We start from the raw sequence: 24,774 nt of genomic DNA, 5'->3' as shown, positions 1-24,774 counted from the left end.
GCTCGTACCTCAACCCCGTCAATTTGGCGGGGCTTTTTTTGCTTTTCTCTACAGACAGAACAGGGTTGTACACCTTCTGTCATCCTGACTGAAGAATTCCTCCGCCTGGCCGATAACCCCCTTATAGCACTTAGCCTTCATCCTCTCTTGTCAGCCCGCGCCGCATGATGCAACCTTGCCGCAGGCAACAGTAAAGAGGGCGTGAGCCCGGCGCCGTGCGCGTTATTTGAAGTGAGTTCCCCCCCATGAAAAGCCAACCCGATGTCGCCCGTATGGCGGCCGAGGTAGTGACGCAGTTACCGGTGCCTTCGCGCCTCGGTATGCTGCGTTTCGAGCGGCTTAATGAGGCAAGCTGGGCCCTTCTGTACCTCGACCCTAACTGCGAGCGCCAATTCGGCCTGTCGGCGGTCGAGCTGTGTGCGCTGCTCGGCACCCCCTTCGCCAGCCTGATGGAGCCTCAGGCGCGCTATCAACTGCACGACACCATCCAACAGCAACTGAGCGACAGCCCTCACTATCTGGTGCGCTACACCCTGCACACCAACGATGGCCCCCTGAGCCTGCTGGAAATGGGCGAAGCCTACAAACAACACAATCGCCATCTGCTGCGCGGCTACCTGATGGTGGTCGACGGCCTGTTCAACGAAGTCTCCCTGCCCGCTCCGACGGAGGACCTGGAAAGCCAGAACAGCCGCCTGCAGATCGCCCTGGAGCTCAACCAGCGCGCCCAGCAGGAACAACTGCAGCACCTGGAGCGGGTGCGCGCCCAGCAGGAGCTGATCCTGTTGCTGGCCCGCCAGCGCTACACCGCCAACAATTCGCTGCAGGAAGCCGCAGAGCTGATCACCCGCAGCGCCTGTGACATCTACCAGATCGACTGCGCAAGCATCTGGAACCTCGAAGGCCAGCGCCTGGTACCGATCTCGGCCTACCACCGCGATGACCAGCAGCACCACCTGCCTGAGCCCATCGACGCCAGTTGCTTTCCGGATTACCTGGAAGCCCTGCACACCAGCCGGGCAATCGACGCAACCAACGCGATGCGCGACCCGCGCACCCGGGAAATGGTCGAAAACCTGCGCGCCAGGGACGTCCACGCCATGCTCGATGCGAGTATCCGCGTCGACGGACAGGTGGTGGGCGTATTGTGCCTGGAACAGGGAGGCAGCCCGCGTGCCTGGCAGGCCGATGAGATTGCCTTTGCCGGCGAACTGGCCGACCAGTTCGCGCAAGTGATCAACAACCACAACCGCCGTACCGCCACCAGCGCCCTGCACCTGTTCCAGCGTGCCGTGGAGCAAAGTGCCAATGCCTTTTTGCTGGTCAACTGCGACGGCGTGGTGGAGTACGTCAACCCAAGCTTTACCGCGATTACCCAATACAGCGCCGAAGAAGTCCACGGCCACCGCCTGGCCCAGCTGCCGGCCCTGGAAAACCTCAGCGAACTGCTGTTCGACGCACCGTCGAGCCTGGCCAAGAGCAACAGCTGGCAGGGCGAGTTCAAGAGCCGACGTAAAAACCTCGAGCCCTACTGGGGCCAGCTGTCGATTTCCAAGGTATATGGCGACAACCGTGAGCTGACCCACTACATCGGCATCTACGAAGACATCACCCAGAACAAGCTGGCCCAGCAGCGCATCGAACGCCTGGCCTACACCGATAACCTGACCAACCTGGGCAACCGTCCGGCATTTATCCGCAACCTTGATGAGCGCTTTGCCCGCGACAGCGACAGCCCGATCAGCCTGTTGCTGGTGGACATCGACAACTTCAAGCGCATCAACGACAGCCTCGGCCACCAGACCGGCGACAAGCTGCTGATCAGCCTGGCCCGCCGCCTGCGCAACAGCCTGAGTGCCGGCGGCAGCCTGGCGCGTTTTGCCAGTAACGAATTCGCGGTGCTGCTGGACGACACTGACCTGGAAAGCGGCCAACAGGTGGCCAGCCAATTGCTGGCGACCCTCGACAAACCGATGTTCGTCGACAACCAACTGATCAGCGTCACCGGCTCCGTGGGCCTGGCCTGTGCACCGCTGCATGGCCGTGACCCGCAGACCCTGATGCGCAACGCCGGCTTGGCCCTGCACAAGGCCAAGGCCAACGGCAAACACCAGGTACAGGTGTTCACCGAAGCCTTGAACGCCGAGGCCAGCTACAAGCTGTTCGTGGAGAACAACCTGCGTCGTGCCCTGACCCAGAACGAACTGGACGTGTTCTACCAGCCCAAGCTGTGCCTGCGCAGCGGCCGCTTGCTGGGCATGGAAGCGCTGCTGCGCTGGAACCATCCGGAAAAGGGCATGATCCGCCCCGATCAGTTCATCAGCGTCGCCGAAGAGACCGGTTTGATCATCCCGATCGGCAAATGGATCGCGCGCCAGGCCTGCCGCATGAGCAGGCAACTGAGCGCCGCTGGCATGGGCAATTTGCAGGTAGCAATCAACCTGTCGCCCAAACAGTTTTCCGACCCGGACCTGGTCGCCTCGATCGCCACGATCCTCAAGGAAGAACAGCTGCCGGCCAACCTGCTGGAACTGGAGCTGACCGAAGGCCTGCTGCTGGAAGCGACCGAAGACACGCGCCTGCAACTGGACCAGCTCAAGAGCTTCGGCCTGACCCTGGCCATGGACGACTTCGGCACCGGTTACTCGTCGCTGAGCTACCTGAAAAAATTTCCCATCGACATCATCAAGATCGACCGCAGCTTTATCCACGAAATCCCGGACAACCAGGACGACATGGAAATCACCTCGGCCGTGATCGCCATGGCCCACAACCTCAAGCTCAAGGTAGTGGCCGAAGGCATCGAGACCCCCGAGCAACTGGCGTTCCTGCGTCGGCACCGTTGCGACGTTGGCCAGGGCTACCTGTTCGACCGGCCGATCCCCGGTGCAGAGCTGCTCGAGAAGCTTAGACGCTATCCGCGCGGGCCAATCGCCTGACAGCGCTGTAACACTCGGGCACACTGGCTGTCTGAAATTTACCGCTAACTCAACCTGACGAGAGGACTGCTCATGGTCTTGCGCTCGGAAATTCTGGTGAACAAAAACGTGCTGCCTACTCAAGAACAAGCGTTGCCTGGTCGTGAAACCCCGATGAACCTGCCGCAGACGCACTTCGTCAACGGCAACCCGCTGCTGGGCCCATTCGTCGACGACGTCGGCTTCGCGATCTTCGGCCTGGGTTGTTTCTGGGGCGCCGAGCGCAAGTTCTGGCAGCGCGATGGCGTGGTCAGCACCGTGGTCGGCTATGCCGGTGGTTTCACGCCGAACCCGACGTATGAAGAAGTCTGCTCGGGCCTGACCGGCCACAGCGAAGTGGTGCTGGTGGTGTATGACCAAGCCAAGGTGAACTACGAAGACCTGCTGAAGATGTTCTGGGAACTGCACAACCCGACCCAGGGCATGCGCCAGGGCAACGACATCGGCACCCAGTACCGCTCGGTGATCTATGCGACCACGCCTGAGCAACTGGCGGCGGCAAAGGCCAGTGCCGATGCCTATCAAGCAGAATTGACCAAGGCCGGCCTGGGCACCATCACCACCGAAATCGAAGAGGCGCCGACGGTGTACTTCGCCGAGGCGTATCACCAGCAGTACCTGGCGAAGAACCCGCAGGGCTACTGTGGGATCGGCGGTACCGGCGTGACTTGCCCGATCTGAAGATCGGAGCTGCAAGTTTCAAGCTGCAAGCTGCAAGTGGTGTTTTCTGCTCTCACTTGCAGCTTGAAGCTTGAAGCTTGCAACTTACAACTACTCAGCTATGAGCCAATCCATCTGCCACCCACCCTGGGTCTGGCCAAGCTTCTTGGACAGCCACGGCAGCAGCTCACGCAACTCCTCTTCCAGGCCCCACGGCGGGTTGGCAATCGCCAGGCCCGAGCCGGTCAGGGTGTTGGGCGTGTCCAGCGGATGCACCAGCAATTCCACGCGCAGCAACTTCGGCGCACCGGTGCCGGCCAGGTCCTGGTAGAAGCGACGCAGCATGCGCTGGTCCTTCACCGGGTACCAGATCGCCGCGACGGTCTGGCGCATACGGCTGACGGCTTCCTTGAGGGCGGCGGCGCAGCGCTGCATTTCGTCGAGCTGTTCAAACGGCGGATCAATCAGCATCAACGCACGTTTTTCCGGCACCGGTAACAGGGCGCGCGGCACATGCCAGCCTTCGCCCAAATGAACCTTGACCCGACGATCGCCCTTCATGTTGTCCTTGAGCAACACGCCGTCTTCCGGGTGTTTTTCATTGAGCAGCACGCGGTCCTGGGGGCGCGTCAGGCGGCGCGCCAGCTCCGGCGAGCCTGGGTAGTAGCGCAACTGGCCATCCGGGTTCATCTCATGCAGCACACGCATGTAATCGGCGCTCAGCGGCGGTAGATCGTCGGCGCCCCACAAACGCGCGATACCTTCCAGGTACTCACCCGTGCGATTGGCCTGATCACCTTGCAGGTCGTACAGACCAATCCCGGCATGGGTGTCGAGGTAGGCGAACGGCTGCTCCTTGCGCGACATCAGGGCGATGAGGCGGGTCAAGGTCAGGTGTTTGAAGACATCGGCGTGGTTGCCGGCGTGAAAGGCGTGACGATAATTCATGGTTGCTCCTGCGCAGGGGGCGAAGTTTACCTTCTAAGGGCGCAAAGGTGCAGGGCCGCATGCCGGGCGGTGCTTATGCCGCAAACGCAGGCAGCCCGTTGAAAAAAATCTAAATGCCGACGGCAAGGCGGATTTATTGTGGCCTTCCACCACTCCAGGGAGGTCAATAACAATCATGAAAGACGCCACCATCGCGCTGCACCACGGTTTCAAGTCGGACCCGACCACCAAGGCCGTCGCCGTGCCGATCTACCAGAACGTCGCCTTCGAATTCGATAACGCCCAACACGGCGCCGACCTGTTCAACCTGGACGTACCCGGCAATATCTACACGCGCATCATGAACCCCACCAACGATGTGCTGGAGCAGCGCATCGCCGCCCTTGAAGGCGGTATCGCAGCGCTGGCAGTCTCGGCCGGCAGCGCGGCGATCCACTACGCAATCCAGACCTTGACCCGTGCGGGTGACAATATCGTCACCACTCCGCAGCTTTATGGTGGCACCTACACCCTCTTCGCCCACCTGCTGCCGAGCTTTGGCGTGGAGGTGCGTTTCGCCCGGGACGATTCCGCTGCAGCCATCGCCGAACTGATCGATGACAACACCAAGCTGGTGTACTGCGAAAGTATCGGCAACCCCGCGGGCAATATCATCGACATCGAAGCCCTGGCCGACGTTGCCCATGCCCGTGGCGTGCCGCTGGTGGTGGACAACACCGTGGCCACGCCGATCCTGTGCAAGCCGATCCAGTTCGGCGCCGACATCGTGGTGCACTCGGTGACCAAATACGTCGGCGGCCATGGCAACTCCCTGGGCGGTGTAATTGTCGACAGTGGGACGTTCCCGTGGACGAAATACGCGGATAAATTCCCCGGCCTCAACCAGCCCGAGCCGGCCTATCACGGCGTGGTCTATACCGAAAAATTCGGCCCCGCCGCCTTCATCGCCCGTGCTCGTACCGTGCCACTGCGCAACACCGGTGCAGCGTTGGCGCCGATGAATGCCTTCCTGTTGCTTCAAGGTCTGGAAACACTGGCATTGCGCATGGAGCGCCACACCGAAAACGCCCTGAAAATCGCGCAATTCCTGCAAGGCCATGCCCAGGTGGAATGGGTCAGCTACGCCGGCCTGCCGGACCACCCGCACCACGCATTGGCGCAGAAATACATGCAGGGCAAACCATCGGCGATCCTGTCCTTCGGCTTGAAGGGCGGCTTTGATGCCGGTGTGCGCTTCTACGACGCCCTGCAAATCTTCAAGCGCCTGGTCAACATCGGCGACGCCAAGTCCCTGGCCTGCCACCCGGCTTCCACCACTCACCGACAGATGAACGAGCAGGAACAGGCCAAGGCCGGCGTAAAGCCGGAAATGATTCGCCTGTCGGTGGGTATCGAAGCGGTCGAAGACCTGATCGACGACCTGCAACAGGCGCTGGCCTCAACTCAACTCTGAGTCCAGGTAGCCCGCCAGCGCTTCAGCGCTGATGTCCGTACTGCGCGCGAAGTAGGCGACCTTGTGCTGCAAGGTCGCCGGTGTGAACGCGGCATACAGGTCGGGGCGCTGCTCTTCAAGCCACTGCAGCAGGTTGTCGATCAGGGTCTGTGGCGACTGCGCGGCCAGGTGTTCCAATAACGATTCAGGCACTCGCCACCAGGGACTGGCTTTGGCCGCCGTTACCGACGCCGTCGCAACGCCCAGCGACTGGCCATTGATCAGGTACCGCTGGAACACCGGCAACACCGCGCCGATTTCATCGCCCAGCTTCTGCACGATCGGCAGGAACTGAGCGCCATCCCAGAAGCGCAGGAACACACTCCGCTCATCGGGAAGCAGTATCTTGGTCAGGCTTTGCAGGTGGGCGACTACGGCTTCCAACGGACTGGACGAAACCGCCAGCCAACCCCAGTCCGAGGCTTCAGTGGTTGCGATCCAATCGAGGAAGGCACTGTCGGGCTCGACAACCCCTGCGTAGGGCATCACCTCATCCCACCCGGCATAGGCCGTACCTGCCCAGAGCGCTTGAGGCAACATCCCGCCGGTCGAGACTTGCCACGCAGCCAGCGGCTTCGCGTCGCTGGCACTGCTCAGTACCACGTAAAGCCGCTCATTGGGGAGTAGAGGGCATTGTGCCAGCCAGTCATCGGGGCTCAAGGGTTGGGACATCAGGGTAAATTCCTTTTAAGGTTGAATGGAATGGGAGAGCGCACTGCCCGTCACTGCAGTGTTGGCACTCTTCACAAAACGGCGCGCTCCGTTTCAGGCTGGCGACCTGTATCCGGCTCAGCGGTGCAGGTATAACCGCCAGCAACGCCGCTTTCACCCCAGGCATCAATGGCGACGCCGCCGGAGCAGGCGCGCCTCCCAGTTGAATGGGCGTGCTGCTGAAAATCCCCTCTGCCGACAGCGTGATCGACTGCCCACCGGCCTGGATTGTCACGCTCGCGCCCGCATCAATGACAACACTCTGTCCGGCGCCCATCCGGATGGCCCGCCCGGCCCGCATCTGCTGCGAACCACCGACCACCAGATGATCGTCCTGCTTGAGTTCGGTCAAACGATTGCCATGGGTGATGCGCTGCTCTTCGCCATGCAGTTCATGGTGCGACTCACCGCCCACCCTGATGCGGCATTGATTGTCGATCTGCACCTGCTGGTCGTGCAGCACATGTTGGGTCCAGTCCCGCTGGGCGCGCAGGTAGATCTCCTCGGCGCCCTTGCGGTCTTCGATGCGCAGTTCGTTGTAGCCACCGCCACCGGGGCTGCTTTGGCTACGGAAGATGCTGCGGGTCTTGTCTGCCGGCAGGTCGAGGGGAACCGGCGTCGCCGCGTTGGGCAGGCAGCCCATCACCAGCGGCATGTCCATATCTCCATTGACGAACCCCACCAGCACTTCCATGCCCACGCGCGGGATAAGCACCGAACCATAGCGGTCATGGGCCCAACCGCTGGCCACCCGCAGCCAGCAACTGGAATGATCGTTATGCTCGCCAACGCGATCCCAGGCCAGTTGCACCTTGACCCGGCCGTATTCGTCGCAATGGATTTCACTGTCGACGGGGCCGGTGACCACGGCGTTCTGGTAACCCGACAAAGTCGGCCTCGAGTGCTCAGGTGAGGGCGGGCGGAAGATCACGTCCCACGGAGTCGCCACACATTCATTGCGATACCCCTGAAGAAAATCTCCACCGCCAACCTCGGTGACAGCCTCCTCCAGAACCTGGGGCTGCCTGCCTTCGTGGGTAACTTGCGTCACCAGCCACACGTCATTCCATTCGTCCCGCGGATGCCCAGTCAACTTGAGGAACCGGCCGCTGCTCAATGCAGGGTCATCGCCGCTGGCACGAGCTATTCGATAGTCGCTACGGTGCCGCTCCAGGCCACGTTGCGCGAGGTATTTGCCGTGGGGGCGATCGGAAAAATGACCGGGGTAGGCCTGCGCCTCAAACCGTGGAAGCTGTTCGCCGACCACGCCACTCTCCAGCACCAGGCTCGGCTTGAGAAAGTCGTAGTCACGCAGGTTGACCGCGGTGGTGCGGGTTTCCAACCGCAGCGCAAAGCGCTTGATGGCCGGCGTATCCGCCACCATCCCGGAGCCCGGCATGTAGGGCGTAGGCTGATCAGGCGGGGCGAAAACGGTCTGGTCATCGCCAAACACCAGCAGGTGTCCTTCGGGCGAATGCTGGAAGTGATAGTGAATCCCCTGTTCGGCACACAGGCGCTGAATGAAGGCCAGGTCGCTCTCGCCAAACTGCACGCAATACTCGCGCTCGGGATAGGCGCCACTGAGGTGAAATTCGAATTGGTCGGCATGGAGCTGCTGCTCCGCCAGCACCTGCGCAATGATCTGCGGCACCGTCTTGTGCTGGAAGATCCGCTGGTGACTGCTGTGCGCGAGATAGGCCAACTGCGGCACAAGGCTGATCTGGTAACGCGTCAGCCGCCGCCCGGAATCGCCCTGCGCCACCCGATAAACCAGGCCGTGGACGCCATGACCGTGAGCGTCGAAGCCCAGGTATGCCGGACGATGCAGCAGGCTTTCCAGGTCCAGGTCGGGCTGTTCGCTGATCAGTTCAAGATCAAAACGATACGGCTGGCTGATGGCTTCGCGGCCCTGGAACTCAAACACCTTGAGTTCACTCGACACACCGTCGAGGGTCAGGGTAAAGGCACTCTGATTGGCAGGAGCGAACATCCAGTGTTTCTCTGCGAGGGGTAGGCGGGAGATTCTGCACCACTGCCTCACCCTGCCGGGCACAGCCCAAATAAATCAGTAAAACCCTACATGTGTACGTAGGAGTCCTACTCAGTCCAGCTCGAATCGCACGCAAAAAAAGACCCGCCATCCGTAGGACGCGGGCCTTCTTTTAATTCATCGAGCGCTCAGCGCCCGGCGAATCACTTATTGAGGTTGTAGTCTTTTTCCGCCGCATCAAAGCGCTCGACCATACCGGCTGTCGGTGCGCCCAGCTTGCTTACGAAATAGATGGCCAGGCTGGCGAAGATGAAGCCAGGGATGATTTCGTAAAGGCCCAGCAGTTCGAAGTGCTTCCACACGATCACGGTGGTCGCGCCGACCAGGATGCCGGCCAGTGCGCCGTTGCGGGTCATGTTTTTCCAGATCACCGAGATCAGCACCACAGGGCCGAACGCAGCGCCGAAACCGGCCCAGGCGTAGCTCACCAGCCCCAGGACGCGGTTGTTCGGGTTGGCGGCCATGGCGATGGCGATCAGGGCAACCACCAGCACCATCACGCGACCGATCCACACCAGCTCAAGCTGGGAGGCGTTCTTGCGCAGGAACGCTTTGTAGAAATCTTCGGTCAGGGCGCTGGAGCACACCAGTAGTTGGCAGCTCAAGGTGCTCATCACGGCGGCGAGGATGGCCGACAGCAGGACACCGGCAACCCATGGGTTGAACAGGATTTTTGCCAGTTCGATGAACACACGCTCAGGGTTTTCGGTGACGGGACCGGCGACCTCAGGGTGCGCCGAGAAGTAAGCGATACCGAAGAAGCCCACCGCCACGGTACCGGCCAGGCACAGGATCATCCAGGTCATGGAGATGCGACGCGCCTTGGCGATCGACTTCACCGAATCCGCCGCCATGAAGCGCGCGAGGATGTGCGGTTGACCGAAGTAACCCAGGCCCCAGCCCATCAACGAGATAACACCGATGAAAGTGGTGTTTTTCAGCATGTCGAAACTGGTCGGGTCCTTGGCTTCAATCGCCAGGAACGTAGTGTCCACACCGCCGGTGGCCAGCAGCACAATGATCGGCGTCAGGATCAGCGCGAAGATCATCAGCGTGGCTTGCACGGTATCGGTCCAGCTCACGGCCAGGAAACCACCGATAAAGGTGTAGGCAATAGTCGCTGCAGCACCGGCCCACAGCGCGGTCTCGTAGGACATGCCGAAGGTGCTTTCGAACAGACGGGCACCGGCCACGATGCCGGAAGCGCAGTAGATGGTGAAGAACACCAGGATCACCACCGCAGAGATGATCCGCAGCAGGCCGCTTTTATCTTCGAAACGGCTGGAGAAGTAATCCGGCAGCGTCAGGGCGTCACCGTTGTGCTCGGTCTGTACCCGCAGGCGACCGGCCACGAACAGCCAGTTGAGGTAGGCACCGACGATCAGGCCGATGGCGATCCAGCTTTCCGACAGGCCGGACATGTAGATCGCGCCCGGCAAACCCATCAACAACCAGCCGCTCATGTCGGAAGCACCGGCGGACAAGGCTGTCACCACGCTACCGAGGCTGCGACCGCCCAGGATGTAATCGGAAAGGTTGTTGGTGGAGCGATAGGCCATCAGGCCGATCAGCACCATTGCTGCGATGTAGATCACGAATGTGATCAGGGTTGGATTACTTACGCTCATATGAGTGACGCCCTGGCTTTGTTTTTATGTAGCGGCGGTCTGTCAGACGGCCACCCACTGGTCAGTGAGTAAACGTACCTGCGTGCCGCGCATTTATGACTGACGTTTCCCCAGGAAAGCCGCCAGCCGATGAACCAAACCCTAAAGTCGGTTGCACCTTGGGCGCGAATGCTATTCAACAAAGTAAATAAGGTGCAACCAGTTTCTTGGGAATAAGTTGCACCCAGGTGTAAAACACAAAAAACACTGGTTTTTTGCTCCTTTTCGGAGCAAGAACAGCCGATCTCAGAAGCAAATGCACCAATCCGAAGCAGATTCCGTCGACGGCCGATTTTTTCCGATCATGCGTCGAAAAATTCATCAACAAAATGGGTTGCACCCGGTTGCACCTCTCCCTGAGCAAAGCTAATCTTGCCGCCAGCTGATGCCACTCGGTAGTGGCACCCATGAGGATAAGAAAATGGCTACGACCACCCTTGGGGTCAAACTCGACGACCCGACCCGCGAACGCCTCAAGGCGGCCGCGACCTCCATTGATCGCACGCCGCACTGGCTGATCAAGCAGGCGATTTTCAATTACCTGGAGAAACTCGAGGGTGGTGCAACCCTGACCGAGCTCAACGGCTTGAGCAGCAAGGACGCTGACGACGCAGGCGAAGTCCAGAGCGACCACGCCCACCAGTGCTTCCTTGAGTTCGCCGAGAGCATCCTGCCGCAATCCGTACTGCGCGCTTCGATCACCGCCGCTTACCGTCGCCCCGAGCCGGAAGTGGTGCCGATGCTGATCGAACAGGCCCGCCTGCCGGTGCAAATGGCCGAAGCCACCAACAAGCTCGCCGCTTCGATTGCGGAAAAACTGCGCAATCAGAAGAGTGCCGGCGGCCGTGCCGGGATTGTTCAGGGCCTGCTGCAGGAATTCTCGCTGTCGTCCCAAGAAGGCGTAGCCCTGATGTGCCTGGCCGAAGCACTGCTGCGGATCCCGGACAAAGGCACCCGCGACGCGCTGATCCGCGACAAGATCAGCACCGGCAACTGGCATCCGCACCTGGGCAACAGCCCGTCGCTGTTCGTCAACGCCGCCACCTGGGGCCTGCTGCTGACCGGCAAGCTGGTCGCCACCCATAACGAAGCCGGCCTCACCTCATCCCTGAGCCGCATCATCGGCAAGAGCGGCGAGCCGATGATCCGCAAGGGCGTCGACATGGCCATGCGCCTGATGGGCGAGCAGTTCGTGACCGGCGAAACCATCGCCGAAGCCCTGGCCAACGCGAGCAAATTCGAAGCCAAGGGTTTCCGCTATTCCTACGACATGCTTGGTGAAGCCGCCCTCACCGAACACGACGCGCAGAAATACCTGGCCTCGTACGAACAAGCCATTCACTCCATCGGCAAAGCCTCCCACGGCCGTGGGATTTATGAAGGCCCGGGTATCTCCATCAAGCTGTCGGCCCTGCACCCGCGTTACAGCCGTGCGCAGTACGAGCGCGTGATGGATGAGCTGTACCCGCGCCTGCTGTCCCTGACCCTGCTGGCCAAGCAATACGACATCGGCCTGAACATCGACGCCGAAGAAGCCGACCGCCTGGAGCTGTCGCTGGATCTGCTCGAGCGCCTGTGCTTCGAACCGCAGCTGACCGGCTGGAACGGCATTGGCTTCGTGATCCAGGCCTACCAGAAGCGTTGCCCGTATGTGATCGACTACGTCATCGACCTGGCACGCCGCAGCCGCCATCGCCTGATGATCCGCCTGGTAAAAGGCGCGTACTGGGACAGCGAGATCAAACGCGCCCAGGTCGAAGGCCTGGAAGGCTATCCGGTGTATACCCGCAAGGTGTACACCGATGTTTCCTACATTGCCTGTGCACGCAAGCTGCTGTCGGTACCGGAAGTCATCTACCCGCAGTTCGCTACGCACAACGCCCATACCTTGTCGGCGATTTACCATATCGCCGGTCAGAACTATTACCCCGGCCAGTACGAGTTCCAATGCCTGCACGGCATGGGTGAACCGTTGTACGAGCAGGTAGTAGGCAAGGTTTCCGAAGGCAAGCTGAACCGTCCGTGCCGCGTGTACGCACCGGTCGGCACTCACGAAACACTGCTGGCCTACCTGGTGCGTCGGCTGCTGGAAAACGGCGCCAACACCTCGTTCGTCAACCGCATCGCCGACCAGTCCATCTCGATCCAGGAGCTGGTGGCCGATCCAGTGGCCAGCATCGAGCAGATGGCGACGCTGGAAGGCGGCTTCGGCCTGCCGCACCCGCGTATCCCGCTGCCCCGTGACCTGTACGGCAGCGACCGTGCCAACTCGGCCGGTATCGACCTGGCCAACGAACACCGCCTGGCATCGCTGTCCTGCGCCCTGCTGGCCACTGCCCACAACAACTGGAAGGCCGCGCCGATGCTCGGTTGCGCCGCCAGCGATCAAGCGGCGGCACCGGTATTGAATCCGTCCGACCTGCGTGACGTGGTCGGTCACGTGCAAGAAGCCACCGTCGAAGACGTCGACAACGCGATCCAGTGCGCCATCAGCGCCGGCCCGATCTGGCAGGCCACCCCGCCCGCCGAACGCGCCGCGATCCTGGAACGTGCCGCCGACCTGATGGAAGGCGAGATCCAGCCGCTGATGGGCCTGCTGGCCCGCGAAGCCGGCAAGACCTTCGCCAACGCCATCGCCGAAGTGCGTGAGGCCGTGGACTTCCTGCGCTACTACGCGGTACAGGCTCGCAACGACTTCACCAATGACGCCCACCGCCCATTGGGCCCAGTGGTGTGCATCAGCCCGTGGAACTTCCCGCTGGCGATTTTCAGTGGGCAAGTGGCTGCCGCACTGGCCGCCGGTAACCCGGTCTTGGCCAAGCCAGCCGAACAAACCCCGCTGGTGGCTGCACAAGCCGTGCGCATCCTGCTCGAAGCCGGTATTCCCCAAGGCGTACTGCAATTGCTGCCGGGCCAGGGTGAAAGCGTCGGTGCGCGCCTGGTGGGTGATGATCGCGTCAAGGGCGTGATGTTCACCGGTTCCACCGAAGTCGCGCGCCTGCTGCAACGCAATGTCGCCGGGCGCCTGGATGCCCAGGGCCGTCCGATCCCGCTGATCGCCGAGACCGGCGGCCAGAACGCGATGATCGTCGATTCCTCGGCGCTCACCGAGCAGGTGGTCATCGACGTGGTGTCCTCGGCCTTCGACAGCGCCGGTCAACGTTGCTCGGCCCTGCGCGTGTTGTGCCTGCAGGAAGATTCGGCAGACCGCGTGATCGAAATGCTCAAGGGCGCCATGGCTGAATGCCGCCTGGGCAACCCGGAACGCCTGTCGGTGGACATCGGCCCGGTGATCGACGCCGAAGCCAAGGCCGGCATCGAGAAACACATCCAGGCCATGCGCGACAAAGGCCGCAATGTGTACCAGGTGGCGATTGCCGACGGTGAAGAAATCAAGCGCGGCACCTTCGTGATGCCCACCCTGATCGAGCTGGAAAGCTTCGACGAACTGCAACGGGAGATCTTCGGCCCGGTGCTGCACGTGGTGCGCTACAAGCGCAAGGAGATCGACCAGCTTATCGGCCAGATCAACGCGTCCGGCTATGGCCTGACCCTGGGCGTACACACTCGTATCGACGAGACCATCGCCAAGGTGATCGACAACGTCAATGCCGGTAACGTCTATGTAAACCGCAACATCGTCGGTGCCGTGGTCGGCGTGCAGCCGTTCGGCGGCGAAGGCCTGTCGGGCACAGGCCCGAAAGCCGGTGGTCCGCTGTACCTGTACCGCTTGCTGTCAACCCGTCCTACCGATGCGATCGAGCAATCCTTCGTACGTGGCGACAAGCTGGCGGCACCGGATGTACGCCTGCGCGACGCCTTGAGCCAACCGCTGACCGCCCTGAAAACCTGGGCCGACAGCAATAAGTTCAGCGAGCTGAGTGCGCTGTGCAGCCAGTTCGCCGCGCAGTCCCAAAGCGGTATCACCCGTCAATTGGCCGGCCCGACCGGCGAGCGCAACAGCTACGCCATCCTGCCTCGCGAGCACGTACTGTGCCTGGCGGACGTGGAAGGCGATCTGTTGACTCAACTGGCGGCGGTATTGGCGGTCGGCGGTTCGGCGGTATGGCCGGAAACCGACTTGACCAAGGCCGTGTTCCCACGGTTGCCGAAGGAGATTCAGGCGAAAATCAAGCGCGTGGCCGACTGGAGCAAGGACGAGGAGGTGTTTGACGCCGTCCTGCACCACGGCGATTCCGACCAACTGCGTGGGGTGTGCCAGCAAGTGGCGCAGCGTGGCGGGGCGATTGTTGGGGTACATGGTTTGTCTCAGGGCGAGACCACGATTGCCTTGGAGCGCCTGGTGATCGAACGTGCGTTGAGCGTTAACACCGCTGCTGCCGGCGGTAATGCCAGCCTGATGACCATCGGCTAACTGAATGTGGGAGGGGGCTTGCCCTCTCCCACATTTGATCGCATTTCAATTCCCCTCCCCGCGTTCTGCCTCTTCATCACCCAGATCAATCTTGCTATCCAGTCTTTATTCGCGCACTTAGACTCAGGCCAATTCCCCAAAGGTAATCCGCCATGTCCGAGACGCTGCTCAGTTCCCGCAATCTGGCTTTCGAGCTGTACGAAGTCCTCGATGCCGAGGGCCTGACCCAGCGCGAGCGGTTTGCCGAGCACAACCGCGAAACCTTCGATGCGGCCATCAGCACGGCCCGCAACATTGCCGAGAAGTACTTCGCGCCACACAACCGCAAGAACGACGAGAACGAACCGCGTTTTGAGGACGGCAAGGCGATTCTGATTCCGGAAGTGAAACCGGCGGTGGATGCGTTCCTTGAAGCCGGTTTCCTCAATGCGGCCCGCAGCTTCGAAGCCGGTGGCATGCAGTTGCCGACCCTGCTGTCCCAGGCCTGCTTCGCTCACTTCCAATCCGCCAACGCGGCCTCGACGTCCTACCCGTTCCTGACCATGGGCGCCGCCAACCTGATCGAAAGCTTCGGCACCGAGGAGCAAAAACAGCGCTTCCTGCAACCAATGATCGAAGGCCGTTTCTTCGGCACCATGGCCCTGACCGAGCCCCACGCCGGCTCATCGCTGTCGGATATTCGTACCCGCGCCGAGCCCGCGGCTGACGGCAGCTATCGCCTCAAAGGCAACAAGATCTTCATCTCCGGCGGCGACCACCCGCTGTCGGAAAACATCGTGCACATGGTGCTGGCCAAGCTGCCGGACGCGCCCGCCGGGGTGAAGGGCATTTCGCTGTTTATCGTGCCCAAATTCCTGGTCAACGACGACGGCAGCCTCGGCGCGCGCAACGACGTGCTGCTGGCCGGGCTGTTTCATAAGATGGGCTGGCGTGGCACCACGTCCACGGCACTGAATTTCGGCGATAACGGCAACTGCGTCGGCTATCTGGTGGGTAAACCGCACCAAGGCCTGAGCTGCATGTTCCAGATGATGAACGAGGCGCGCATCGGTGTCGGCATGGGCGCGGTGATGCTCGGTTACGCCGGTTATCTCTATTCGCTGGAATACGCCCGCGAACGCCCGCAAGGCCGCTTGCCCGACAGCAAGGACCCAGGCACCGCGCCGGTCTCGATCATCCAGCACGCCGATATCAAGCGCATGCTGCTGACGCAAAAAGCCTACGTCGAAGGTGCCTTTGACCTGGGCCTGTACGCCGCGCGGCTGTTCGATGACACCACCACACTGGAGACCGAGGCCGAACGCAAACAGGCCCATGAACTGCTGGACCTGCTCACCCCCATCGTCAAATCCTGGCCATCGGAGTTCTGCCTCAAGGCCAACGAACTGGCGATCCAGATCCTCGGCGGCCATGGTTATACCCGCGAATACCCGGTGGAGCAGTACTACCGCGACAACCGCCTGAACCCGATCCACGAGGGCACCCATGGCATCCAGTCCCTGGACCTGCTGGGGCGCAAGCTGGCGCAGAACGGCGGCGCGGGCCTGAAGCAACTGATCCGGCTGATCGCCGACACGGGCGCGCGGGCACAGGAATATCCAGGCCTGACGGCATTGAGAGAGCCGCTGGAGCACCTGGTCAGCCGCCTGCAAAGCGTGACCATCGGCCTGCTGACGGATCTCGCCCAGGGCAAGGTCAACAGCAGCCTGGCGAACTCGGCGCTGTACCTGAAGGTATTCGGGCATACGGTGATTGGCTGGCGCTGGCTGGAACAGGCGATTCGCGCCGAAGAAGGGCTGGCCAAGGGCAATGTGGCCGATGTCGCCTTCTATCAAGGCAAGCTCCAGGCCGCCCGGTACTTCCTGACTTGGGAGATTCCGGGCTGCCATCATGAACTGGTGATTCTGGAGGCACGGGATGATACGTGCCTGGGGATGCAGGATGAGTGGTTCTAGGGCTGGATCGCCTTGGAAATCACCTCGACCGTGGCGCTGACTTGCTCTTGGTAACGGTCGAGTTCCTGCTGGTGAGCCTGCTGCATTTCGATCTGCTCGGCGCACAGGTTCAGCGCCGCCAGCACCAGTAGCTTGTCACCGATCAGGGTCGGGTACTTTTTCTTGGTGGTGGCCAGGGAGGCCTTGAGCATGGTCACGGCGTGCATCAGGGTTTTATCTTCCCCCGCCGGGGCCTTGATCGAGTAATCCTCTCCGAGAATCGAAACGACCTTTATCCCTTCATTCATGCGCTGACAGGGCCTGCGCTCACGCGCTCAACCAGCGCCTGGATACGTGCTGCGGTGGCGCCGTGCTTTTCTTCCTGCTCCATCAGGTTCAGTTGCAGGCTGTCGTTCTCATCCTTGGCGCGAGCCAGTTCGGCCTTGAGGGATTCGTTGCTGCCCAGTAGCTCCTGATTCTGCTGTACCAGGTCGCTGACCAGTTGTTCCAGTTGGCTGAGGGATGCTTCTAACATTTTGATTTCTCGGGCTTTTTCAAAGGGCGGTGACGATAAAGAAAATTCACCTCGGATGCCAGGGTTATCCCTGGCGCGCAGCCCGTTTTTTAAGGGCCGGACCACGCTTTCGAGCCTTAGTGACTGCATTTCCCCCATCTGGTTCCTGAATCCGCGCAACCCCTCGTCAGATGCGACAAAAACGCACAGCCCCCTTTAGACTTTAGTCGTATGCCCGATAGAGAGGCACACCCCGTCTCATGACCGCACGGATTGCGCCTCTCCCAGGATTTCCGCATGTCGCTTCGTAATATGAATATCGCTCCGAGGGCCTTCCTCGGCTTCGCGTTTATTGGCGCGTTGATGTTGTTTCTAGGCGTGTTCGCCCTGAACCAGATGAGCAAGATCCGTGGCGCCACTGAAGACATTACCTTGTCCAGCGTGCCAAGCATCCGCGCCCTGGACGAGTTCACCCAACTGACCCTGCGCCTGCGCGTGCTGTCTTACCGCTTGCTGACCAACCGCGAGCCGGATGTGCAGCAAAAGACCCTGGAAGCCTTCGAACTGCGCAACCAGCAGATCCGCACCGCCCAGGGCGTCTACGAGAAACTGATTGAAAGCAGCGAAGAACGTAGCACCTACAACGAATATGTAAGCCTGCTGGGCCAGTACCATCAGATTGAAGAGCGCATGAAGAGCCTGTCACGGGCCAACCAGATGGATGAGCTGCGCAGCCTGCTTAACACCGAATTGCTGAGCAACTCCGAGCAGGTCAACGCCGTGCTGACGCGCCTGCTGGACCTCAATAACAAGATGGCCCTGGCCACCAATCAGGAGGCCGAAGACCAATACAACACGGCCTTCAACCTGGTCGTGGGCCTGCTGGTGATCGCCACGCTGCTGACCCTGCTGTTTGCCTGGCTGCTGACCCGCAGCATCACCCTGCCGATTTCACAGGCACTGGAAGCGGCGGAAGAAGTCGCCGAAGGCAACCTGACACGGCCGATCAAAGTCGACGGCAACGATGAGGCCGGGCGCCTGCTCGCCGCCATGGCCAAGATGCAGGACAAACTGCGCGACACCCTGCAACGCATCGCCGGCTCCGCCACCCAACTGGCTTCCGCCGCCGAGGAACTGAACGCCGTCACCGACGAAAGTGCCCGTGGCCTGACCCGGCAAAACAACGAAATCGAGCAAGCCGCCACCGCCGTCAACGAGATGACCAGCGCCGTTGAAGAAGTCGCACGCAATGCGGTGAGCACCTCGGAAGCCTCGCGCAACGCCACCACGTCTGCTGGCGACGGCCGCGACCTGGTGCAGGAAACCGTCAGCGCCATCGAGCGCATGAGCGGCGATGTGCAAGCAACCGCCACCCTGATCGGCGAACTGGCCAATGAGTCGCGCGATATCGGCAAAGTGCTGGACGTGATTCGCGGCCTGGCCGACCAGACCAATTTGCTGGCCCTGAACGCGGCGATTGAAGCCGCGCGCGCCGGTGAAGCCGGTCGCGGGTTCGCGGTGGTCGCCGATGAAGTGCGGGCCCTGGCCCATCGTACCCAGCAGTCCACCAGCGAGATCGAGCGGATGATCGGCAGTATCCAGGCCGGTACCGAGCACGCGGTGGACTCGATGCGCAACAGCACCGAGCGGGCGGAGTCGACGCTGAACATCGCCAAAGGCGCAGGGATGTCGCTGGACACCATCAACACGGCGATTGTCGAGATCAACGAGCGCAACCTGGTGATCGCCAGCGCTGCGGAAGAACAGGCGCAGGTGGCGCGGGAAGTGGACCGCAACCTGGTGAACATTCGTGATCTGTCGGTGCAATCCGCTACGGGCGCCAGCCAGACCAGCGCCGCGAGCAGCGAATTGTCACGCCTGGCGGTAGACCTGAACGGGATGGTAGGCCGCTTCCGCCTCTAACACCCTGCACTGGCTGAAATGTGGGAGGGGCCTTGCCCTAATGCCGGTCAGTTAAGGCTTTTTGTAGGAGCGAGCTTGCTCGCGAAAAACGCCCAGGCAACGCGTTCATTCTCGATAAGCGCGGTGGCCCTGAGTTCTTCGCGAGCAAGCTCGCTCCTACAGTGAATCACTTTCGCTTAACTGAACGGCATTAGGGCTTGCCCCTCCCAAATTTAGTTATGCGTGAATCAGAAAAAGCTTTTTGACAGCACCGCAATTCAACAGGTTAGAATCCCTGGCACGCAGACTGCATGGTCAGTTTGCGTCCCGTCTTATTTGCCCATGGAGTACTGCCTTTGAATGCGACGACCATCAACAGCCTGTTCTTGATCGGCGCGTTGCTGGTGAGTGCGAGCATTCTGGTGAGTTCTCTTTCCTCGCGCCTGGGCATCCCGATCCTGGTGATCATCCTGGCCGTGGGCATGGTCGCCGGCGTCGACGGCGGCGGCATCATCTTCGACAACTACCCCACCGCCTACCTGGTGGGCAACCTCGCGCTGGCCGTGATCCTGCTCGACGGCGGTTTGCGTACGCGGGTAGCGAGTTTCCGCGTGGCACTCTGGCCAGCATTGTCCCTGGCCACGGTGGGGGTGTTGATTACCACCGGCCTCACCGGCATGGCGGCGGCCTGGCTGTTTGATCTGAATATTATCCAGGGCCTGCTGATCGGTGCGATTGTCGGCTCGACCGACGCCGCAGCGGTGTTCTCGCTGCTGGGCGGCAAGGGCCTGAACGAACGGGTGACCGCCAGCCTCGAGATCGAATCCGGCAGTAACGACCCGATGGCGGTGTTCCTCACCGTCACCCTGATCGACATGCTCGCCAGCGGCCAGACCGGCCTGCACTGGAGCCTGCTGACCCACCTGGTGCGCGAGTTCGGCATCGGTGGCATCGTCGGCCTCGGCGGCGGCTGGCTGATGCTGCAAATGGTCAACCGCATCAACCTGGCCACCGGCCTGTACCCGATCCTGGTGATCGCCGGCGGCCTGTTCGTGTTCGCCCTCACCAACGCCTTCCATGGCAGCGGCTTCCTCGCCGTGTACCTGTGCGGCCTGGTGATCGGCAATCGCCCGGTGCGTAGCCGCCATGGCATTTTGCATATGCTCGACGGCATGGCCTGGCTCGCGCAGATCGGTATGTTCCTGGTGCTGGGCCTGCTGGTCACGCCCCATGATTTGCTGCCGATTGCCCTGCCGGCCCTGGGCCTGGCGCTGTGGATGATCCTGTTTGCGCGGCCGCTGTCGGTGATGGTCGGCCTGCTGCCGTTCAAAGCCTTCCATGGCCGTGAAAAAGCTTTTATCGCCTGGGTCGGCCTGCGCGGCGCGGTGCCGATCATCCTGGCGGTGTTCCCGTTGATGGCCGGCCTGCCCCATGCGCAGCTGTACTTCAACCTGGCGTTCTTTATCGTGCTGGTGTCGCTGCTGGTACAGGGCACCAGCCTGCCGTGGGTGGCCAAGCTGCTCAAAGTGACCGTTCCGCCGGACCCGGCGCCGATCTCCCGCGCCGCCCTGGAAGTGCACGTCACCAGCGAGTGGGAGCTGTTCGTCTACCGCCTGGGCGCAGAAAAATGGTGCATCGGCGCGGCCCTGCGCGAGCTGAAAATGCCCGAAGGCACGCGCATCGCGGCCCTGTTCCGTGGCCAGCAACTGCTCCATCCGTCGGGTAGTACGGTGCTGGAAGTCGGCGATCTGCTCTGTGTGATCGGCCATGAACACAACCTGCCGGCCCTGGGCAAACTGTTCAGCCAGGCACCGCAACGCGGCCTCGATTTGCGCTTCTTCGGCGACTTCGTCCTCGAAGGCGACGCCCAGCTGGGCGCGGTTTCAGCGCTGTATGGCCTCAAGCTCGAAGGGATCGACCCGGACATGCCGCTGAGCCGCTTCATCACCCAGAAAGTCGGCGGCGCGCCGGTAGTGGGCGACCAGGTGGAGTGGAACAACACCATCTGGACCGTCGCGGTCATGGACGGGAACAAGATTGGCAAAGTCGGCGTCAGATTCCCCGAAGGAAGTCGCCCGGGCCCCGGACTCTTCCTCTAAACTGCGGGGCGACAGCACGCCCCCGATTCTTCACCTTGCTCGATCGGTCTCTATGCCAACCCTGCGCACTTTTCTCGCCACTGCCCTGCTGGGCCTGACCCTTTGTGTCGGCAGCGTCTACGCCGCCGACCCGCCCAGCGCCGACGCCATCCAGCAAACCCTGGACAAGCTGCCTGATCGCAAACTGCCCGACGCCGACATGAAGGCGCTGCAGTCGATCCTGCAACAGACCCTGACCTACCTGGACAACAAGCAGGATTACGAGCAGCGCCTGGTCGACCTCAAGCGCCAGCTGGAAGACGCGCCGCGCCAGACCAGCGAGAACCAGCGCGAACTGACCCGGCTCAAGGCCACCAAGGTCATTCCGGTAGCCCAACGCTACGCCACCCTGCCGGTGCCGCAGCTTGAGCAATTGCTGGTGCAGCGCAGCACCCAGCAAGGCGACCTGCAAAAGGAACTGGCCGACGCCAACAGCCTGACCATCGCCGCCCAGACCCGTCCCGAGCGCGCCCAGACCGAAATCAGCAGCAGCCAGACGCGCATCCAGCAGATCAATGCCACCCTCAAGGCCGGCAAGGACAATGGCAAAGCCCTCAGCAGCGACCAGCGCAACCAACTGAATGCCGAACTGGCCTCCCTGAATGCCCTGATCCCCCTGCGTCGCCAGGAACTGGCCGGCAATAGCCAGCTGCAGGACCTGGGCAACAGCCAGCACGACTTGATCCAGGAAAAAACCGCGCGCCTGGAACAAGAGATCCAGGACCTGCAAACCCTGATCAACCAGAAACGCCTGGCCCAGTCCCAGCAGACCGTCACCCAACAGTCCATCGAAGCGCAAAAGGCCGGCGGCAGCAGCCTGCTGGCCACGGAAAGCGCGGCCAACCTGAAGCTGTCCGACTACCTGCTCAAGAGTACCGACCGCCTCAACGACCTGACCCAGAAGAACCTGCAGACCAAGCAACAGCTGGACACCGTGACCCAGAGCGATTCGGCCCTGGACGAGCAGATCAATGTGCTCAAGGGCAGCCTGCTCCTCTCGAAGATTCTGTATAAGCAGAAACAAGCGTTGCCCCGCCTGACGGTGGACCGCGACCTGGCGGACGATATCGCCAACATTCGCCTGTACCAGTTCGAGGTCAACCAACAGCGCGAGCTGATCAGCTCCCCCAGCACCTATGTGGATAACCTGCTGGCCAACCAGCCGCCGGCCGACGTCACCCCGCAACTGCGGCGCACCCTGCTGGAACTGGCGATCACCCGCAGCGACTTGCTGGAGCGCCTGAGCCGCGAGCTGAGCGCGCTGCTCAACGAATCCATCACCCTGCAACTGAACCAGAAACAACTGCTCAGCACCGCCACCACCCTGCGCGCGACGCTCGATGAACAGATGTTCTGGATCCCCAGCAACAAGCCGCTGGACACCGAGTGGCTGGAAACCGTGCCGGCGCACCTGAGCAAGCAGGTCACCACCCTGCCCTGGGCCTCCAGCGTCAGCGAGCTGTACGACGGCCTGACCCAGCGTCCGCTGCTGTTTTTGCCGTTGCTGCTGTTGATCGGTGCCCTGTTGTGGCGCCGCAACGCGTTGTACGCGCGCCTGAAAAGAGTCCACCTTGACATCGGCCACTTCAAACGCGACAGCCAATGGCACACGCCCCAGGCGATCCTGGTAAATATCCTGTTGGCGATGCCGGTAGCACTGGGCCTGGCGCTGTGCGGCTACGCGCTGCAGATCGACGCACGTGGGCAGAACGCCAACCTGGGTGCAGCGCTGTTGCAGATCGCCCAGGCATGGCTGGTGTTCTACACCGCCTACCGCATCCTGGCGCCGGGCGGCGTGGCCGAGTTGCACTTCCGCTGGGAAAAGCCCCAGGTCGAATTCCTCCAGGGCTGGGTACGCAAGCTCGGGCTGGTGGTGCTGGCCCTGGTGGCCGTGGTGGCGATTGCCGAGCATCAACCGGCGGCGCTGGCCGACGACGTGCTGGGCATTGGTGTGGTCCTGACCTGCTACGCCCTGATGGCCTGGCTGCTGGGACGCCTGCTGCTGCACAGCCCGACCCACGAAAAAGCCTCGCTGTTCCGCAAAGCCGTGGGCCTGCTGTTTACCGCCCTGCCTGTCGCGCTGTTCATTGCCGTGTGCTTTGGCTACTACTACACCGCACTCAAGCTCAGCGACCGGCTGATCAACACCCTGTACCTGCTGATGTTCTGGCTGGTCATCGAAGCCACCTTCGTCCGCGGCCTGGGCGTTGCCGCCCGACGCCTGGCCTATTCCCGCGCCCTGGCCAAACGCCAGGCCGCCAAGGAAGCCGGCGAAGGCGAAGCGGTGATCGAAGAGCCGACCCTGGATATCGAACAGGTCAACGAACAATCGATGCGCCTGATCCGCCTGGCGCTGCTCGGCGGCTTTATCGCGGCGCTGTACTGGGTATGGTCGGACCTGATCTCGGTATTTTCCTACCTGGACAACGTCACCCTGTACGAATACACCAGCGGCACCGGTGCCAATATCAGCATGGTGCCGATCAGCATCGGCGACCTGCTCGGCGCGCTGATCATCATCGGCATCACCTTCGCCCTGGCGCGCAACCTGCCCGGCCTGCTGGAAGTGCTGGTGCTGTCCAAGCTGGACCTGGCCCAGGGCAGTGCCTACGCCACGACCACCTTGCTGTCCTACATCATTGCCGGCGTGGGCTTTGTCTCGACCCTGTCCACCCTCGGCGTGAGCTGGGACAAGTTGCAATGGCTGGTGGCCGCGCTGTCGGTGGGGTTGGGCTTCGGCATGCAGGAGATCTTCGCCAACTTTATCTCCGGCATCATGATCCTGTTCGAGCGCCCGGTGCGCATCGGCGACACCATCACCATCGGCAACCTGTCGGGCACGGTGAGCAAGATCCGCATCCGCGCCACCACCATCACCGACTTCGACCGCAAGGACATCATTGTCCCGAACAAGACGTTCATTACCGGGCAACTGATCAACTGGTCGCTGACCGACACCATCACCCGTGTGACCCTCAAGCTGGGCGTTGACTACGGCTCCGACCTGGACCTGGTGAAGGAATTGTTACTCAAGGCTGCGCGAGAAAACCCAAGGGTGTTGAAGGAACCGGAACCCCATGTGTACTTCCTCAACTTCGGCGAAAGCACCCTCGACCACGAACTGCGCATGCACGTGCGCGACCTCGGCGACCGCAACCCGGTGATCGACGAAGTGAACCGCTTTATCAACCGCGAGTTCAAGAACCACCACATCAACATCTCGTTCCGGCAGATGGAGGTGTACCTGAAAAACCTCCACGGCCAGGAGTACAAGCTGGTGCCGGTGGAAGACGAGAAGAGAACCATCGTCGGACCGGCCGACGCGCAAGATGTGCCGGAGCCGCCGGACGGCAAAGTGGCGGATGCACCCGAGCCACCGCCCAGCAAACTCGACTAAACGCCCTA

Annotated in this window: 14 protein-coding genes and 1 pseudogene; 9 read left to right on the top strand and 6 right to left on the bottom strand. The window is 61.7% G+C overall.

Annotation, left to right across the window (positions count from 1 at the left end; all coding sequences use genetic code 11):
- Positions 1-245 precede the first annotated feature (245 nt).
- Positions 246-2,939: a putative bifunctional diguanylate cyclase/phosphodiesterase gene (locus tag Q8X51_RS21730; protein ID WP_065925674.1), complete on the top strand. Its 2,694-nt coding sequence runs from the start codon at positions 246-248 to the stop codon at positions 2,937-2,939.
- A 72-nt stretch (positions 2,940-3,011) separates the two neighbouring features.
- A complete protein-coding gene (gene msrA, locus Q8X51_RS21725; RefSeq protein ID WP_065925675.1) occupies positions 3,012-3,659 on the top strand; it encodes a peptide-methionine (S)-S-oxide reductase MsrA in 648 nt (215 codons plus the stop codon).
- Between the two features lie 90 nt (positions 3,660-3,749).
- Here the strand turns inward: msrA and Q8X51_RS21720 are convergent, their stop codons facing one another.
- Complete coding sequence (locus tag Q8X51_RS21720) at positions 3,750-4,586, bottom strand: 23S rRNA (adenine(2030)-N(6))-methyltransferase RlmJ (protein WP_074848530.1); 837 nt, start codon at positions 4,584-4,586, stop codon at positions 3,750-3,752.
- A 175-nt stretch (positions 4,587-4,761) separates the two neighbouring features.
- Between Q8X51_RS21720 and Q8X51_RS21715 the strand changes: the two genes are divergently transcribed.
- Positions 4,762-6,039 carry an O-acetylhomoserine aminocarboxypropyltransferase/cysteine synthase family protein gene (locus tag Q8X51_RS21715; protein WP_330215468.1) on the top strand — a complete coding sequence of 426 codons (1,278 nt, stop codon included), beginning with the start codon at positions 4,762-4,764 and terminating at the stop codon, positions 6,037-6,039.
- On the opposite strand, the gene Q8X51_RS21710 is transcribed toward Q8X51_RS21715, so the two are convergent.
- The 3 genes from Q8X51_RS21710 to putP all read right to left on the bottom strand — a co-directional run bounded on the left by Q8X51_RS21710 (position 6,025) and on the right by putP (position 10,467).
- A complete protein-coding gene (locus Q8X51_RS21710; RefSeq protein WP_407693567.1) occupies positions 6,025-6,750 on the bottom strand; it encodes a DUF4123 domain-containing protein in 726 nt (241 codons plus the stop codon). The two genes, Q8X51_RS21715 and Q8X51_RS21710, sit on opposite strands and share 15 nt — an antisense overlap.
- Complete coding sequence (locus Q8X51_RS21705) at positions 6,725-8,779, bottom strand: type VI secretion system Vgr family protein (protein ID WP_407693566.1); 2,055 nt, start codon at positions 8,777-8,779, stop codon at positions 6,725-6,727. The genes Q8X51_RS21710 and Q8X51_RS21705 overlap by 26 nt, the downstream gene beginning before the upstream one ends.
- A gap of 203 nt (positions 8,780-8,982) precedes the next feature.
- The gene (gene putP / locus Q8X51_RS21700) at positions 8,983-10,467 is read right to left on the bottom strand and encodes a sodium/proline symporter PutP (RefSeq protein ID WP_074848521.1); all 1,485 of its coding nucleotides are present in this window, start codon (positions 10,465-10,467) and stop codon (positions 8,983-8,985) included.
- A gap of 460 nt (positions 10,468-10,927) precedes the next feature.
- On the opposite strand from putP, the gene putA reads away from it, so the two are divergent.
- Together putA and Q8X51_RS21690 are read left to right on the top strand one after the other, a co-directional pair.
- Positions 10,928-14,881, top strand: coding sequence for a trifunctional transcriptional regulator/proline dehydrogenase/L-glutamate gamma-semialdehyde dehydrogenase (putA, locus tag Q8X51_RS21695; RefSeq protein ID WP_407693565.1), 3,954 nt, complete (start codon positions 10,928-10,930; stop codon positions 14,879-14,881).
- A 152-nt stretch (positions 14,882-15,033) separates the two neighbouring features.
- Complete coding sequence (locus Q8X51_RS21690) at positions 15,034-16,836, top strand: acyl-CoA dehydrogenase (RefSeq protein ID WP_065925682.1); 1,803 nt, start codon at positions 15,034-15,036, stop codon at positions 16,834-16,836.
- Here the strand turns inward: Q8X51_RS21690 and Q8X51_RS21685 are convergent.
- Both Q8X51_RS21685 and Q8X51_RS21680 read right to left on the bottom strand, forming a co-directional pair.
- Positions 16,833-17,123 carry a cell division protein ZapA gene (locus Q8X51_RS21685; RefSeq protein WP_017526490.1) on the bottom strand — a complete coding sequence of 97 codons (291 nt, stop codon included), beginning with the start codon at positions 17,121-17,123 and terminating at the stop codon, positions 16,833-16,835. The two genes, Q8X51_RS21690 and Q8X51_RS21685, sit on opposite strands and share 4 nt — an antisense overlap.
- Positions 17,120-17,350, bottom strand: a complete 231-nt coding sequence (locus Q8X51_RS21680) for a hypothetical protein (protein ID WP_003187970.1) — start codon at positions 17,348-17,350, stop codon at positions 17,120-17,122. Before Q8X51_RS21680 ends, Q8X51_RS21685 begins: the two co-directional genes overlap by 4 nt.
- 276 nt (positions 17,351-17,626) lie before the next feature.
- Here Q8X51_RS21680 and Q8X51_RS21675 point away from each other — a divergent pair.
- From Q8X51_RS21675 to mscK, 4 genes and pseudogenes are all read left to right on the top strand, one after another.
- A pseudogene (locus Q8X51_RS21675) lies at positions 17,627-18,397 on the top strand (MCP four helix bundle domain-containing protein); the annotation flags it as partial.
- On the top strand, positions 18,380-19,252 hold the full coding sequence (locus tag Q8X51_RS21670) for a methyl-accepting chemotaxis protein (protein ID WP_371914633.1): 873 nt from the start codon (positions 18,380-18,382) through the stop codon (positions 19,250-19,252). The pseudogene Q8X51_RS21675 and the gene Q8X51_RS21670, both read left to right, overlap by 18 nt.
- 335 nt (positions 19,253-19,587) lie before the next feature.
- Positions 19,588-21,330 (top strand): potassium/proton antiporter, encoded by a 1,743-nt coding sequence (locus Q8X51_RS21665; RefSeq protein ID WP_027604969.1) that lies wholly within the window; start codon positions 19,588-19,590, stop codon positions 21,328-21,330.
- A 52-nt stretch (positions 21,331-21,382) separates the two neighbouring features.
- Positions 21,383-24,766 carry a mechanosensitive channel MscK gene (gene mscK / locus Q8X51_RS21660; protein WP_065925684.1) on the top strand — a complete coding sequence of 1,128 codons (3,384 nt, stop codon included), beginning with the start codon at positions 21,383-21,385 and terminating at the stop codon, positions 24,764-24,766.
- The last annotated feature ends 8 nt before the right edge of the window (positions 24,767-24,774 follow it).

Source organism: Pseudomonas sp. Yb2C2, assembly GCF_052112325.1.
Classification (GTDB): Bacteria; Pseudomonadota; Gammaproteobacteria; order Pseudomonadales; family Pseudomonadaceae; genus Aquipseudomonas; species Aquipseudomonas marginalis.
This window is presented reverse-complemented; position numbering and strand designations above follow the sequence as displayed.

What these genes read in the sequence shown, in the direction of transcription:
- Q8X51_RS21685 (WP_017526490.1), bottom strand. Translation starts at nt 17,123, where the DNA reads ATGAATGAAGGGATAAAGGTCGTTTCGATTCTCGGAGAGGATTACTCG.
- msrA (WP_065925675.1), top strand. Translation starts at nt 3,012, where the DNA reads ATGGTCTTGCGCTCGGAAATTCTGGTGAACAAAAACGTGCTGCCTACT.
- mscK (WP_065925684.1), top strand. Translation starts at nt 21,383, where the DNA reads ATGCCAACCCTGCGCACTTTTCTCGCCACTGCCCTGCTGGGCCTGACC.
- Q8X51_RS21715 (WP_330215468.1), top strand. Translation starts at nt 4,762, where the DNA reads ATGAAAGACGCCACCATCGCGCTGCACCACGGTTTCAAGTCGGACCCG.
- Q8X51_RS21680 (WP_003187970.1), bottom strand. Translation starts at nt 17,350, where the DNA reads ATGTTAGAAGCATCCCTCAGCCAACTGGAACAACTGGTCAGCGACCTG.
- putA (WP_407693565.1), top strand. Translation starts at nt 10,928, where the DNA reads ATGGCTACGACCACCCTTGGGGTCAAACTCGACGACCCGACCCGCGAA.
- Q8X51_RS21670 (WP_371914633.1), top strand. Translation starts at nt 18,380, where the DNA reads ATGGCCAAGATGCAGGACAAACTGCGCGACACCCTGCAACGCATCGCC.
- Q8X51_RS21730 (WP_065925674.1), top strand. Translation starts at nt 246, where the DNA reads ATGAAAAGCCAACCCGATGTCGCCCGTATGGCGGCCGAGGTAGTGACG.
- Q8X51_RS21720 (WP_074848530.1), bottom strand. Translation starts at nt 4,586, where the DNA reads ATGAATTATCGTCACGCCTTTCACGCCGGCAACCACGCCGATGTCTTC.
- Q8X51_RS21690 (WP_065925682.1), top strand. Translation starts at nt 15,034, where the DNA reads ATGTCCGAGACGCTGCTCAGTTCCCGCAATCTGGCTTTCGAGCTGTAC.
- Q8X51_RS21705 (WP_407693566.1), bottom strand. Translation starts at nt 8,779, where the DNA reads ATGTTCGCTCCTGCCAATCAGAGTGCCTTTACCCTGACCCTCGACGGT.
- Q8X51_RS21710 (WP_407693567.1), bottom strand. Translation starts at nt 6,750, where the DNA reads ATGTCCCAACCCTTGAGCCCCGATGACTGGCTGGCACAATGCCCTCTA.
- putP (WP_074848521.1), bottom strand. Translation starts at nt 10,467, where the DNA reads ATGAGCGTAAGTAATCCAACCCTGATCACATTCGTGATCTACATCGCA.